Source organism: Aliivibrio fischeri ATCC 7744 = JCM 18803 = DSM 507 (assembly GCF_023983475.1).
Lineage (GTDB): Bacteria > Pseudomonadota > Gammaproteobacteria > Enterobacterales > Vibrionaceae > Aliivibrio > Aliivibrio fischeri.
This window is the reverse complement of sequence record NZ_CP092712.1, coordinates 1,965,270-1,980,149: the sequence shown is the minus strand read 5'-3', so window position 1 is coordinate 1,980,149 and position 14,880 is coordinate 1,965,270. Positions and strand designations below refer to the sequence as shown.

The 14,880-nt window shown below is 39.2% G+C and carries 12 protein-coding genes and 1 pseudogene; 9 read left to right on the top strand and 4 right to left on the bottom strand.

Translation table 11 applies throughout. From position 1 onward, the window contains the following. The first annotated feature begins 1 nt into the window (after position 1). The 3 genes from AVFI_RS09100 (at position 2) to rnd (ending at position 3,989) form a co-directional block, all read left to right on the top strand. Positions 2-871, top strand: a complete 870-nt coding sequence (locus AVFI_RS09100; protein WP_012533198.1) for an alpha/beta fold hydrolase — start codon at positions 2-4, stop codon at positions 869-871. Positions 872-1,056: 185 nt separating this feature from the next. Continuing rightward, a complete protein-coding gene (fadD, locus tag AVFI_RS09095) occupies positions 1,057-2,739 on the top strand; it encodes a long-chain-fatty-acid--CoA ligase FadD (protein ID WP_005420056.1) in 1,683 nt (560 codons plus the stop codon). A gap of 128 nt (positions 2,740-2,867) precedes the next feature. Continuing rightward, the gene (gene rnd, locus AVFI_RS09090) at positions 2,868-3,989 is read left to right on the top strand and encodes a ribonuclease D (protein WP_005420054.1); all 1,122 of its coding nucleotides are present in this window, start codon (positions 2,868-2,870) and stop codon (positions 3,987-3,989) included. A gap of 69 nt (positions 3,990-4,058) precedes the next feature. Here rnd and minE read toward each other — a convergent pair whose 3' ends face one another. The 3 genes from minE to minC are packed head-to-tail and all read right to left on the bottom strand — an operon-like array spanning position 4,059 to position 5,828. Beyond that, entirely contained in the window at positions 4,059-4,322 is a 264-nt protein-coding gene (gene minE, locus AVFI_RS09085; protein WP_005420052.1) for a cell division topological specificity factor MinE, read from the bottom strand. 2 nt (positions 4,323-4,324) lie between these two features. Next, a complete protein-coding gene (gene minD, locus AVFI_RS09080; protein ID WP_005420047.1) occupies positions 4,325-5,137 on the bottom strand; it encodes a septum site-determining protein MinD in 813 nt (270 codons plus the stop codon). Between the two features lie 25 nt (positions 5,138-5,162). Then, on the bottom strand, positions 5,163-5,828 hold the full coding sequence (gene minC / locus AVFI_RS09075; protein ID WP_054775341.1) for a septum site-determining protein MinC: 666 nt from the start codon (positions 5,826-5,828) through the stop codon (positions 5,163-5,165). 184 nt (positions 5,829-6,012) lie between these two features. Between minC and AVFI_RS09070 the strand changes: the two genes are divergently transcribed. Together AVFI_RS09070 and AVFI_RS09065 are read left to right on the top strand one after the other, a co-directional pair. Beyond that, a complete protein-coding gene (locus AVFI_RS09070) occupies positions 6,013-6,294 on the top strand; it encodes a YcgL domain-containing protein (protein ID WP_005420040.1) in 282 nt (93 codons plus the stop codon). A gap of 4 nt (positions 6,295-6,298) precedes the next feature. Beyond that, the gene (locus tag AVFI_RS09065; RefSeq protein ID WP_005420038.1) at positions 6,299-7,270 is read left to right on the top strand and encodes a lytic murein transglycosylase; all 972 of its coding nucleotides are present in this window, start codon (positions 6,299-6,301) and stop codon (positions 7,268-7,270) included. A 129-nt stretch (positions 7,271-7,399) separates the two neighbouring features. Here the strand turns inward: AVFI_RS09065 and mnmC are convergent, their stop codons facing one another. Continuing rightward, on the bottom strand, positions 7,400-9,442 hold the full coding sequence (gene mnmC, locus AVFI_RS09060; RefSeq protein WP_155662948.1) for a bifunctional tRNA (5-methylaminomethyl-2-thiouridine)(34)-methyltransferase MnmD/FAD-dependent 5-carboxymethylaminomethyl-2-thiouridine(34) oxidoreductase MnmC: 2,043 nt from the start codon (positions 9,440-9,442) through the stop codon (positions 7,400-7,402). A 120-nt stretch (positions 9,443-9,562) separates the two neighbouring features. Between mnmC and fabB the strand changes: the two genes are divergently transcribed. The 4 genes and pseudogenes from fabB to AVFI_RS20485 form a co-directional block, all read left to right on the top strand. After that, positions 9,563-10,774 carry a beta-ketoacyl-ACP synthase I gene (gene fabB, locus AVFI_RS09055; protein ID WP_005420034.1) on the top strand — a complete coding sequence of 404 codons (1,212 nt, stop codon included), beginning with the start codon at positions 9,563-9,565 and terminating at the stop codon, positions 10,772-10,774. Positions 10,775-10,934: 160 nt separating this feature from the next. Next, the gene (locus AVFI_RS09050) at positions 10,935-12,065 is read left to right on the top strand and encodes a 4-phosphoerythronate dehydrogenase (protein WP_054775342.1); all 1,131 of its coding nucleotides are present in this window, start codon (positions 10,935-10,937) and stop codon (positions 12,063-12,065) included. Next, positions 12,065-13,078: an aspartate-semialdehyde dehydrogenase gene (locus AVFI_RS09045; RefSeq protein ID WP_063655663.1), complete on the top strand. Its 1,014-nt coding sequence runs from the start codon at positions 12,065-12,067 to the stop codon at positions 13,076-13,078. The genes AVFI_RS09050 and AVFI_RS09045 overlap by 1 nt, the downstream gene beginning before the upstream one ends. A gap of 190 nt (positions 13,079-13,268) precedes the next feature. Then, positions 13,269-13,676, top strand: a pseudogene (locus AVFI_RS20485) (FimV/HubP family polar landmark protein); the annotation flags it as partial. Between the last annotated feature and the right edge of the window lie 1,204 nt (positions 13,677-14,880).

Genomic DNA, 14,880 nt, shown 5'->3' with positions numbered 1-14,880 from the left:
GATGTCATTGTTTCATGAAAGATCACTGCCTCTTTACCATGGTGAAATAGCTTTACTTGAAGTTAAACCTGAACAGGTCGATCAAACGATTCTGTTTTTACATGGTTGGCAAGATAATGCGGCGACGTTTCTTACCACAATGGAATCGTACGCAAAGACGAATCCAACCCACCATTTGATTGCGTTTGACTGGTTTGGGCATGGATTGTCCTCTCATAAAGGTGGGGATAATTTTTATCACTTTTTTGATTATATTGATGATCTTCACCAAGTTATCCTACATTTAAATCAACAATCCGTTATTTTGGTTGGACACTCTTTAGGTGGCTTAATTGCTAGTGCTTATTGTGCTGCTTTCCCAGAGAAAGTATCAGCTCTAATGATGATAGAAGCACTAGGCCCTTTGAGTGAAGATGAAGACCAAATAACAGATAGATTGCGTCAAGGGATATTGAGTCGTCAGCGTTACCGAAATAAACCGCAGAGAACGTTAAAAGATGCTCAATCGGCTTTAGAATTAAGAGCTAAAGTTAATCAGTTACCTCAATCTCTTATTGAGCCGATGGTTTTACGTTCATTAAGAGTAGAATCTGAATATGTTCAATGGACCACAGATGCGAAAGTAAAGTGTGATTCTTTATATCGAATGTCGGAAACTCACGCTTTAGCATTGTTGGATAAAATTGAATGCCCAGTGTTTGCAGTAGTTGGGCAGAATGGCTATGGTCATTTAAAACAGAAAGAACACAGATATAAATTTATTGCGGATTTTACCTGTTATCACATTAAAGGTGGTCACCATTGTCATTTGGAAAACCCAAATTTAATAAGTGAGCACTTAACCACATTAATTAACACTATTACTACATAAATACTTCACATCTTTAAAAAAAGCCCTCATTCTTGTTTAAAAAAACATCGAATGAATAATTGTGAATAAAAATAGTTGACTAAAATTGTAGAGTAAATAGTCTACACCACAAAAGTGATAGTGATCACTGTCATAGAGTTATTGTCGTACTAGCAATAAGTCACATATAAGAATAGGAGAAAAGCGTGGATAAAGTTTGGCTTTCACGTTACCCAAAAGACGTACCAGCAGAAATTAACCCAGATGAATACACCTCATTAGTGGATATGTTTGAAAAATCGGTTCACAAGTATGCCGATCAACCAGCATTCATTAATATGGGTTCAGTAATGACATTCCGTAAGCTAGAAGAGCGTAGCCGTGCTTTTGCAGCTTACTTACAAAATGAACTGAAGCTTAAAAAAGGTGATCGTGTTGCGTTAATGATGCCAAACTTACTGCAATACCCAATTGCATTATTTGGTGTACTTCGTGCAGGTATGGTTGCGGTGAACGTTAACCCACTTTACACACCACGTGAATTAGAGCATCAACTGAATGATTCAGGCGCTGCTGCTATTGTTATCGTTTCAAACTTCGCTAGCACCCTAGAAGAAGTGGTTGATAACACTCCTGTTAAACACGTTATTTTAACGAATTTAGGTGAGCAACTTCCTCGTGCAAAAGGAACGATTGTTAACTTCGTTGTTAAGTACGTGAAGAAGATGGTACCAAAATACGATCTTCCACATGCTACATCTATGCGTAATGCACTGCGTAAAGGTCGTAGAATGCAGTACATTAAGCCATTTATTGAAAGTGAAGACTTAGCCTTCCTACAATACACTGGCGGTACTACAGGCGTTGCAAAAGGCGCAATGCTAACTCACCGCAATATGATCGCAAACGTAATGCAAGCAAAAGGCGCTTATGGCCCTGTATTGACAGAAGGCCGTGAACTGATTGTTACTGCACTTCCTCTTTACCATGTATTTGCGTTAACGGTTAACTGTTTACTGTTTATTGAAATGGGTGGCCGTAACCTGCTTATCACTAACCCTCGTGATATCCCAGGTTTCATTAAAGAGCTTCAAAAATACCCATTTACGGCGATTACTGGCGTAAATACGCTGTTTAACGCATTAGTAAATAATGAAGATTTCCATGAGTTAGATTTTAGTAATTTACGTCTGGCTGTTGGTGGTGGTATGGCTGTGCAACGTGCTGTTGCAGAAAAATGGCAGCAACATACAGGTTGTTACTTATTAGAAGGCTACGGTTTAACTGAGTGTTCACCACTGGTAGCGGCATACCCACATGATTTAACGTCATACAATGGTTCAATTGGTTTACCTGTCCCATCAACAGAAGTTCGTATGATTGATGATGAAGGTAACGTACTAACTAACGATCAAGTTGGTGAGCTTCAAGTGCGTGGACCACAAGTAATGAAAGGTTACTGGAACCGTGCAGAAGCAACAAAAGATATGATTTGTGAAGACGGTTGGGTGAGTACGGGTGATATCGTTAAATTTGACGATGAAGGTTTCTTACATATCGTTGATCGTAAAAAAGACATGATTCTAGTATCTGGCTTTAACGTTTATCCAAATGAAATTGAAGATGTTGTAGCGCTTCATGGCAAAGTACTAGAAGTGGCGGCTGTTGGTAAACCGCATCCAACGTCAGGTGAAGTGGTTCGTATTTGTGTAGTTAAGCGCGATCCTAGCCTGACTAAAGATGAGTTAGTTGCACACTGTCGTAAACACCTTACAGGTTACAAAATTCCTCGTATTGTTGAGTTCAGAGATGATCTGCCAAAAACAAACGTAGGTAAGATTTTGCGTCGTGAACTGCGTGATGAATATAAAGCAGAAGAAAACGCATAATTTAGGTACAATATAAAAATACGATAATGCCAGCCTAATCGCTGGCATTATTTTTATTTATAGAGACAAGATAGCTTAGTTTTACTGAGATTAAGCTATCTTGCCTTGGCATCTATTAAGGAAATACTGTGGAATTTGAAATTGTTACCCAGAGCCAGCGTTTAGCTGAGATCTGTCAGCAGGCAAGCACTAAACCATTTTTAATGTTGGATACCGAGTTTGTAAGAACACGAACGTTATATGCACGTTTAGGTTTAATTCAAATGTTTGATGGTGAGACATTAGCGCTTGTTGATCCGGTTGAGATTGATGATTTAACGCCTCTTTGGGATTTATTAAAAAACGAATCAGTGACAAAAGTACTTCATGCATGTGGTGAAGATTTAGAGGTATTCCAACATTACGCTGGTTGTATGCCAACGCCGATGATTGATACACAAATCATGGCGGCATTTTTAGGTTATGGACTTTCTACGGGATTCGCTAAGCTAGTTTCTGACTACCTAGGCATTGAATTAGATAAAGGCGAAGCAAGAACGGATTGGATGGCACGTCCATTATCCGATAAGCAACTTCACTATGCAGCGGCAGATGTGCATTATTTATTGCCATTATTTGAAAAGCTTCAAGCTGAGTTATCTCAAACTCAATGGGAAGATGCAGCTTATCAGGAATCAACACTTGCAGTTAAAAAACGTGAAAAGCAACCTGATGCAGAGAAGGCCTATTTAGATATTAAAAATGCGTGGCAGCTTAATCCTAAACAGTTAGCTATTTTAAAAATGGCTGCAAAGTGGCGTTTAGAAGAAGCAAGAAAGCGTGATTTAGCGGTTAACTTTGTTGTAAAAGAGCTGAGTCTTTGGAAACTGGCTCGCTTTGGACTTCGTAGTAAAGAGCAAATGCTTAAAGAAGAGTTTGATCCAAGAGAAGTCCAACGTCATGGTGGTAAATTATTACGTTTTACTTATTTAGCCGATGATTTAAATCCAAACGAATACCCAGAGCAAGTAACACGATTAATGGATTACCCTGGCTATAAGCAAATCTTTAAATTATTAAAAGATGAAGTGAAAATCGCTTCGGATAAGTCAGGTTTAATGCCTGAGTTTTTAGCATCGAAAAAACAGTTAAATCAATTATTATCTTGGAAATGGAAAAAGAACGCAGCACCAGAGCTAAAACCTGATGTATTAAAAGGGTGGCGTGGTGAACTATTAGAAGCGCGTTTTATGTCTGTGATAGAGAAATAACAGTCTAAAAATAAAAAAGGTGACTCATTAGTCACCTTTTTAATGCGCGCTTAAAACTGTATTTTCAGTTTAATGATCGTCTTCGTCAGGAAGAGTGACATTCAATTCTAAAACAGATAAATCTTCTTCTTTTTGTTCTAAAGAAACAGTAACCATATCAGGATTTACTTCAACATATTTGCTGATCACTTTAAGAATATCTTCTTTAAGTTGAGGCAAGTACGATGGTGCAGGGCCGCCATTTCGACGTTCTGCAACAATAATCTGTAGCCTTTCCTTAGCTATGTTAGCAGTGGCTTTTTTCTGTGGTCTAAAAAACTCAAGCAATGCCATGCTTAACCTCCAAATAGTCGTTTAAAGATGCCTTTTTTCTCTTCTTCTAAGAAACGGAATGATACTTCTTTACCTAATAAGCGATCGACAGCATCTTGATATGCTGCACCAGCGTTAGACTCTTCATCAAAAATTACAGGAACACCTTTGTTTGATGCATTTAGTACTGATTGACTCTCTGGAATTACACCTAAAAGTGGAATGTTTAAAATTTCTTCAACATCACCCACACTTAACATCTCGCCTTGGTTCACTCGAGCAGGGCAGTAGCGTGTTAGTAGTAGATGTTGTTTTACAGGTTCTAATGAGTCTTCAGCTCGGCGTGATTTAGAATCTAAAATGCCAAGGATACGGTCAGAGTCACGAACTGAAGAAACTTCAGGGTTGGTGGTAATAATCGCTTCATCTGCAAAGTACAGTGCCATTAAAGCACCCGCTTCGATACCCGCTGGAGAATCACAAATAATGAAATCAAAGTTCATTTCGATCAGTTCATCAAGAACGCGACGAACACCGTCTTTGGTTAATGCATCTTTATCACGAGTTTGAGAAGCTGGTAGGATAAATAGATTACCTACACGCTTATCTTTAATTAACGCTTGGTTTAGAGTTGCCTCGCCGTTAATCACGTTTACAAAATCGTAAACAACACGACGCTCACAACCCATAATTAGGTCAAGGTTACGTAAACCAATATCAAAATCGATTACCGCAGTTTTTTTGCCAGCCAATGCAAGACCCGATGCAATTGCAGAGCTAGAAGTAGTCTTACCTACGCCACCTTTGCCTGAAGTCACAACGACAATACGTGCCATTTTTATTATTCCTTTTTCTATTGTGCTATAACGTTAGGGTATCGATCTGAATACGGTCTTCAACCATAGTGATCATGACATTTTGATGCCAATACTCTTTGTCAATTTGATCGCTTAGCCAATAATTACCTGCGATGGAAATTAGCTCAGCTTGTAAGTTTTTACAGAAGACTTTTGCTTCTGCTTGGCCACTTGCACCAGCAATTGCTCTGCCGCGTAATGTGCCATGAATATGTATACTGCCATCTGCTATCACTTCAGCACCTGGACTTACGTGATTTAAGATCACAAGATCCGCATCTTTTGCATATATTTGTTGGCCTGAACGAATTGGTGTTTTTATCACTTTCGTTGGTTGCATATTTGCTTTTTGCGTTACTTGTTGAGGTGTAAAAGATGTCATTACTGCAAAGCCAGCAGCAGTTGCTTGAGCTTGCTTTTCTTTATCTTTACAACCTGTAATTCCAACAGGAATCATGCCGGTACGTTCGACACCAGATTTTAGCTCAACAAAGTTAATTTCATTCGATACATTTTCAATGTTAACGACAACAGGAGCTGAAGCAAAAAAAGAAGGCGCTTGTGCCACTTTTTGCTCAAGCATATTTAATGCTAAGGCAACGTCATCATTAGGCAAATGTAATACTGAAAGGGTGAAATTACTGCCCTTTAAATCGGCTGTTTTTGTCATACTATTCTGTATCTTGATAATTTTAATACCACAAATCTGATACCATGTTATAGTCACTTCGACTGTACAGCAAGTTATCTTATTGTCAGAAGTCTACTTTTTAGCAAGCCTCTCACCAAATAGACATTAATCATTTGAAATAAGTTGAGAGCAAGATCAATCCTTTCAAAAAATAGGTTATAAAATGTTCTGTTCTATTTATAAAAGCACGAAAAAACAAGGTGCTTATCTTTATATTGAGAAAAAAGATGATTTTGCCCCTGTACCGCAAGAACTTATGTCGATGTTCGGTACTCCAACCATGGTAATGGTGGTAAATTTAGAAGGCAGAAAACTGGCTTCAGTTGATGTAGAAAAAGTAAAAACAGCAATAAAAGAAAATGGATTCTTTTTGCAGTTACCGCCACCACCAGAAAATCTGCTTGAAAAATACAAAAAAGATAAAGCAGCAAGAGAAGAGAATTAATTTTATGAAGAGAAAATTACTGCTAGGGATAGTCAGTTTATTTTTGGCAACATCAGCATCAGCAACACCTGAGGGTGACTTTCAAGATTACATTGTAGGGTTGAAAAATGAAGCTCGGGAAATTGGGATTTCAGAACCGATTTTAGAACGTGCATTTAAAAACGTTGCATTTAAAGAGAAAGCCGTAAAATCAGATCGTAATCAACCAGAGAAGAAATTGACTCTGGATGAGTATATTCCAAGAGCTGTTCCAAAATGGAAAATTAAGCAAGCGAATGATTTATATAAAAAGCACTACAAAGAGTTAAATCGAATTGGTGAAGAGTATGGCGTTCAACCACGATTTATTGTCGCGTTATGGGGTGTTGAAAGTAACTTTGGTAAATTAACGGGTGGTTATAACGTTATTGAAGCATTAACGACGTTGGCTTATGACGGCCGTCGTGAAGCGTTCTTCAAAAAGCAAACCATGGCAGCATTGACCATTTTACAGCAAGGTCACATTACACCTGAAAACATGAAAGGCTCATGGGCTGGTGCAATGGGTCAATGCCAATTTATGCCAACATCATTTTTATCTTATGCTGTTGATGGAAATGGTGATGGAAAAAAAGACATTTGGAATACACATGCCGATGTATTTGCTTCTGCCGCTAATTACTTAAAACAAGTGGGTTGGGACGATACTTATACATGGGGACGTCAAGTGCAATTGCCAGACTCTTTAGATGCTGAAAGTTTGAAAGGTTTATCGGAAGAAAAAGGTAAATCATTGGCACAATGGCAAGAGTTAGGTGTTCGTCGTTTAACCGGTAAAGCATTACCTGATGCAGATATTAAAGCATGGTTAGTTCAACCTGATGATAAAGATGGTCGAGCATACCTTGTATACAATAACTACCAAGTATTAATGGATTGGAACCGTTCGCATTATTTTGCGTTAGCGGTAAGTCACTTGGCTGATTCGATTAAGTAACCGAGCAGGGTTCAAATCGCTTCGCTCAAAGGATTCAGGGGTGTTTGTTGTGAGTTTATTGCTTACAACTAGTCCCCTGAGACCTGAAAGAGAGCTGGCGACCGACCTAGTCCCAGCTCTTACTTTCTCTTAAATATCCAACGGTTTTCCTTTCAACAACCTTCTTACCCATAATCTTCCTGGATGCAATCCCTCAAGTACTGAATTGGGTAGTGGAATTGGGTCACCCATAATTTGTGATGCTAAAGTTTCTGCTAATAATGGGGCAGAGCTCAATCCTCTTGAACCGAGTGTTAGCATGCAGAACAAACCATCATAAACAGGGATATCTTTCGCTTCACGTAACCAGTGGCGTTTCTTATAGATGTTTTTGTATTCTTCTTGCATATCTTCAAAACGTACCACGTTTCCGATAAATGGTAGGTGATCACGACTAGCACATCGAATGCCTACACGAGCTTGGTTATCGCTAGTATCAACGTCGTTTGGCCATACCTCGTTTGGAATACATTTTCGTAATCTCTCGCCATTTTCGATTTGATCTGACTCTTTAAATGCAAGATCTAAATCACGACGATCATAACTAGCACCAATACAATGAGTTTGATGCTTGCTATTTTCAGGTGTTAAGTAACCGTCATAACATAATACGGTTTTCAGATTTTTTAGTGATTCTGTCGTTGGAATATGACTGACTTGTCCACGAACAGGCGTTGCTGGAATGTCTTTAGTTTGCTCAAAATCAGTAAATCTGTGCCCATTTGCAACCACAACGGCTTGATGTTGGTAAGCATTGCTATCTGATGACAGAATCCATTGTTGTTCTTCGTTCTGTGTTAAGGCGGTTATTTCTGAATCACAATGTAGAGTGAACAGTGGATTATTTGATAAATGTTCAAATAATCCACGAGTTAATTGTTTTGGACATAACCAGCCACCTAATGGGTAGTGGACGCTTTCCATATTAATCGGTAAGCCAACCATTTGATTGGTTTTATCAATATCAAAAGAAGAAACAAGTTCATTAGGGAAATTTCCCTCAAGCATTTTATTTAGCTTATTGGCGGATTTTTCATCCCATTTTAACTGGGTAACACCACACCAATCATGATCAAATTCTACGTGTTTGGCTGCTTGGTCGATGAATTGACGAGCAAAAATAAATCCTGGAGCAAAAAAACGAGAAAGGGAATTGAATTTCTCATTGAGCAATGGATATACGGCACCTTGTTTGTTACCTGATGCCCCTTGTGCTGATTTCTCATCTTTGCAGTAAACACTCACTTTTACGCCACGTTTAATTAAGGTTGTCGCTAATGCAGCACTAGCAACGCCTCCCCCGATAATAGCAACGTCAGTGATGTTTTCTTTGGTTGAGCGGGCATACCATACTTCGTGGTTTGCTTTGGTTGTACGCTCCGTTAATGTGCCTGCAATCATTTCGCGTTTATGCCCAAAGCCTTTGACTTTCTTCATATCAAAGCCAGCTTCAATTAGACCTCTACGAACAAATCCCGCTGCAGTAAACGTTGCACAGGTGCAGTCTTTTTTAGCTAGGCTTGCCATGTTATTAAACAGAGTTTGATTCCACATCTCAGGGTTTTTGCTTGGTGCAAAACCATCGAGGAACCATGCATCAATTAACCCTTTGTCGTCCATCCAGATCTGAGGCATACAATCTTTTATGTCACCAAACCAGAGATCAAGTGTTATCATGCCATCTTCTAGTACTAAACGATGGCAATCAGGTACGGCAGCTGGATAGTGTTCTTGTAATTGTTCAGCAAATTGAGCCAATTCTGGCCACGCTTGATGAGCTTTAATTAAATCAGATTTAGTAACTGGGAATTTTTCAAAGCTAACAAAGTGAAGCTCTTTTAAAGGAGCATCAGGATATTGTGAGCGGAACTCTTTGAACCATTGCCATACAGCAAGAAAGTTTAATCCAGTCCCAAATCCTGTTTCACCAATCACAAAACGACGCTGGTCATATTCTTGCCATCTTTGTGGAAGATGATTTTGTTGTAAGAAAACATAACGTGTTTCTTCTAACCCATTATCGTTAGAAAAATACACGTCATCAAAATCATTTGAGACGGGTGTTCCAGACTCATTCCATTCAAGGACTGCATTAGTGATGCTGTTTTGTGGTAAAATGTGGTTTTGTGACATAAATTTGTACCATTAAAGATAATCTACGTCGGATTTTAACGACTTATAGGAAAGCTGACCACTTTGTTGTGCTATCTTCGCTATTATCTACCAAGATTTATGACTTATTAGGAAAGAATCATGAAAAGAGCCGTAATTACAGGCATGGGCATTGTTTCAAGTATCGGTAACAATGCAGAAGAAGTATTAGAGTCTCTGAAAGCAGGTAAATCAGGCATTAACTTCTCTGAGCAGTTTGCTGAAAAAGGTCTGCGCAGTAATGTTTGGGGCGATTTGAAAATGAACCCTGCTGATCACATTGATCGCAAAAAAATGCGTTTCATGGGTGATGCGGCTGCATTTGCTTACATCTCAATGGAGCAAGCAGTAGCGGATTCTGGCTTAACAGAAGATCAAGTTTCAAATGAACGTACAGGTATTGTTGCGGGTTCTGGTGGTGCATCATCACTAAACCAAGTAAATGCAGTTGATATCTTGCGTGAGAAAGGCGTTAAGCGTGTTGGTCCTTATATGGTTCCACGTACAATGGCGTCAACGGTTTCTGCATGTCTTGCAACACCGTTTAAAATTAAAGGCGTGAACTACTCAATGAGTTCAGCTTGTGCAACATCTGCACACTGTATTGGCCACGCAGTAGAGCTTATCCAACTAGGTAAACAAGACGTAATGTTTGCTGGTGGTGGTGAAGAGCTAGATTGGTCTCTTACTATGATGTTTGATGCAATGGGTGCATTATCATCTAAGTATAACGATACTCCAGAAAAAGCATCACGTACTTATGATGCAGACCGCGATGGTTTCGTAATTTCTGGTGGTGGCGGTATGCTAGTTATCGAAGAACTTGAGCACGCACTTGCTCGTGGCGCTAAAATTTACGGTGAAATCGTAGGTTACGGTGCAACATCTGATGGTTACGACATGGTAGCTCCATCAGGCGAAGGCGCAGTTCGTTGTATGAAAATGGCGATGCAAAATGTAGACAGCGTTGATTACGTGAACACTCACGGCACATCAACACCTGTAGGTGATGCAAAAGAGCTAGGTGCAATCCAAGAAGTATTTGGTGCTAATAGCCCTGCAATTTCTGCAACTAAAGCAATGACAGGTCACGCACTAGGCGCGGCTGGTGTTCATGAAGCTATTTACTCAACACTAATGTTAGAGCACGGTTTCATTGCACCAAGCATCAACGTTGAAACGCTAGACCCAGCAGCTGAAGGTCTTGATATCGTAACTGAAAAACGTGATCAAGCACTGAACACAGTAATGTCAAACAGCTTCGGTTTTGGTGGTACAAACGCAACGCTAGTTATTAAGAAATACGAAGCGTAATAGCGTCATCACTGAAAACAAATAGTAAAAGCCCAGTCACTTAAATTGACTGGGTTTTTTTATACCTATTTTCTGTTATGGAAGTGATGATACCAATTCCATTAATTAGTTACATTGGTATAAACTCAAGCCATAAGTCAAAAGGATAGATGAGTAAGAGATGAAAATACTGATTGATGAAAATATGCCTTATGCTGCTGAACTGTTTAGTGGATTAGGTGAAGTTATTGCTAAATCAGGCAGAACATTAACCGCTGACGATCTGATTGATGTGGATGCATTAATGATTCGTTCAGTAACGAAAGTGAATGCTGAATTGATTGAAAAAGCCAATAAACTTAAATTTGTTGGTACGGCAACAGCGGGTATGGATCACGTTGATCAAGCATTGTTGAAAGAGAAAGGCATCTTTTTTACGGCTGCTCCTGGTTGTAACAAAGTAGGGGTGGCAGAGTATGTACTAAGCTGTTTAATGGTATTAGCTCAACAACATGGTTTTTCTATTTTCGATAAAACCTTTGGTATTGTTGGTGCTGGGCAGGTTGGGTCTTATTTAGCTCAATGTTTAGATGCATTGAATATTTCTTATCTTTTGAATGACCCAATTAAAGAGCAAGAGGGCGACTCTCGCTCATTTGTAGCATTAGATGAATTATTGGAAAAATCAGATGTAATCACTCTTCATACACCGATTACTCGTGATGGTGAATATCCTACGCATCACCTCATTGGACAAAAAACATTATCAAAATTACGTAATGACCAAATATTAATTAATGCTGCCCGTGGCCCTGTGGTAGATAATCAAGCCTTAAAACAACGTTTGCTAAAACAAGACGGCTTTAAAGCGGTACTGGATGTTTTTGAGTTTGAACCAGACGTTGATATGGAATTATTACCGTTATTATCTTTTGCTACTCCGCATATTGCAGGATATGGATTAGAGGGGAAAGCGCGTGGTACGACAATGATATTTAACTTTTATTGTGAGTTTTTAAAGCGCAGTGAAAGAGCTGACCCTCAAACATTATTACCGATAGCACCCATTCCGAATGTGACATTAAATCAACAATGGGATCATTCAACACTGCACAATTTGATTCAGTTAGTCTATGATGTGCGAAAAGATGATGCCGTATTTCGAAAAGAAATCGCAACCGTCGGAGCATTTGATAAAATGCGCAAAGACTATTGGGATAGAAGAGAATACAGTGCTATCACGATCACAGGGACTCAATGCTGTGATCTTACTCCGTTACAACAACTTGGATTTACAATCGAGGAAGTCTAATGACTCAAGAATTTGATGTTGCCATTCTTGGCGCAACTGGTGCCGTTGGCGAAGCAATCGTAGAAGTATTACAAGATCGTAATTTTCCGGTTCGCAATTTATACCTTTTAGCGTCAGAGCGCAGTGAAGGTAAAACAGTTCGTTTTAATGGTAAAACATTAACCGTTGAGAACGTAGAAGAGTTTGATTGGAGCCAAGTACAAATTGGTTTATTTTCAGCAGGTGGTGAATTATCCGCTAAATGGGCGCCAATCGCAGCTGATTCAGGTGTCGTTGTTATCGATAACACATCACACTTCCGTTACGATCACGATATTCCATTGGTGATTCCTGAAGTGAACCCTGAAGCGTTAGCTGATTTCCGTAATCGCAATATTATTGCGAACCCTAACTGTTCAACGATTCAAATGCTAGTTGCTTTAAAACCAATTCATGATGCTGTAGGTATTGATCGTATCAACGTATCAACATATCAATCAGTATCTGGTTCAGGTAAAGCAGGGATTGATGAGCTAGCGGGTCAAACAGCTAAATTGCTAAATGGCTTACCAGCAGAGAACAAAGCTTACGATAAGCAAATTGCGTTTAACTGTTTACCTCACATTGATGAGTTTATGGATAACGGCTACACCAAAGAAGAAATGAAAATGGTGTGGGAAACGCAAAAAATCTTTGCTGATGATACGATTACAGTAAACCCAACATGTGTACGTGTACCAGTATTCTACGGTCACGCAGAAGCTGTTCATATTGAAACTCGTGCACCAATCGATGCTGCAGAGGCAACACGTCTACTTGAAGAAACTGATGGTATCGAAGTCTTCCACGGTAATGATTACCCAACACAAGTAAGCGACGCCACGGGTAAAGACCACGTAATGGTGGCTCGTATTCGTGAAGATATTAGCCATTCAATGGGCTTAAATATGTGGGTAGTTGCGGATAATGTACGTAAAGGCGCTGCAACAAACGCAGTTCAAATTGCTGAAGTGTTAATCCGTGATTACTACTAATAATAATGCGTTAACTTGTTTTTTATAAAATAAAGAGCGTTATTTACTTTAAATTAAAAGCCTTAGTGAAAACTAAGGCTTTTTTCTTCCATAAAGCACACAGTTTTTGCTTAAAAACTACAGTTTTTTTATTATTATCCGATATAGTTACACAGGTATTGATTTTTCATTTTATTAAGAGGCATCTCTAGTGTCTGACGCATCACAAAAAATATTTAAAACGCTGACACCTTTAGCGTTATTCGTTGCCGCACAGTGCTCACAAGCGCACGCTGCGAGCACTATTCAAATCGTTGGTCCTGAAGGTAAGGATCAAACCGTCAGCTCACAGGTTGTAACTGAAGCACAACCGGCTAAGGTATATACCAAATCAGTACCCGCTGAAAAAGCACCACAAGCAAAAGCATCAACCAGAATTTATGGGCCGACGAGAGAAGACGAAACATTATGGTCTATCGCTAGTCGTGTAAATCCATCAAACACAACATCTGTGCAGCAAACACTGCTTGCTATTTATCGTTTGAACCCACAAGCATTTGAAAATAATAATATTCATGGGTTAGAGCCAAATAGCCGATTACGTTTACCGACACTAGAGCAAGTTCGACGTGAAAATACAGATGATGCTAAACAGTTACTGCTTGCGCATAATAAAAAGTTAGCAGCTCAAAAAGCGTCTGAAGCTCAAGTTAAAAGAACTGTTAAGACTGAAAAACCAGCACCTACGCCAAAACCTGCGGTAGTTCCAGTTAAAACTGAAGCTAAGGTTCAAGAGCCAAAGCCAGCTAAAGACGTGGTTAAATCAGTTGCACCAGTTGCTGAACCAACGGCCTCTGTTGTTGCTTTAAAAACTGAATTAGATACAACAGAACAAGAGTTCACTGCACTTCAAGAAAACAATCACCAATTACGAGTGCGACTAGCACAAGTTCAAAATGAAGTTGATAACTTAAAAAGTGAATTAGGCGATGAAGACCGTATTCGCAATGAAGTAGAAAAATTCATTAATGAACAAAAACAACTTGCTGCTGCTGATAAAAAAGTTGAACCAACAGCAATGGATAAGTTGGCATCTAGCCCAGGTTTAATTGCCTCTTTGGCATTAATCCCAGGAGCTCTCATTGCTGGTTTAATTGCATTCTTCTTATTCCGTCGTAAAAAAGAGGAAGAAGAAGGCGAAGGTGAAGCTCAATCAGAGCAACAACCTGCGCCGCTAGTTATGCCTGAAGACAATTTCAATATGGATGATGATATCCCTGAAATTAGTTTGGATGACGATGATGATATTCTTAGCGATTTAAATAATGATGAATTCATCTTTGATGAACAGTCAGATTCAAATGATGACCTATTTGCTGAGTTTGAAACAGACAACGACAACACAGATGAAGACCCATTTGCAGAGTTAGAATCAGATTCTGATTTGGATTCTCTGAGTTTAGAAGATGAGAGTGATCTTGATTTAGAGCTTGGCGGATTAGATGATCTTGATGATGACTTAGATATGTCATCAAGTGCTTTGACCGTAGGTGCTGAAGAGAAGGCGCTTGGCCTTGAAGAGATGGAAAAAGCACTGAATGATTTTGATAGTGACCTATTCTCAGAAAGTGATTTAGAAGCAGAAGATGATGATTTTGACTTATCGTTAATTGATGATTCAGATTCAGAAAAAACATCATCAATTCCAGAGCTTGAAGAAACTGAAGAGCTGGAAGGTGGTGAGCTTGATCAATCGATGCTAGATGATTTATTTGCTTCAGTTGACGACGAAGATGAAGACGAATCCGTTCTAGACCAAGGTT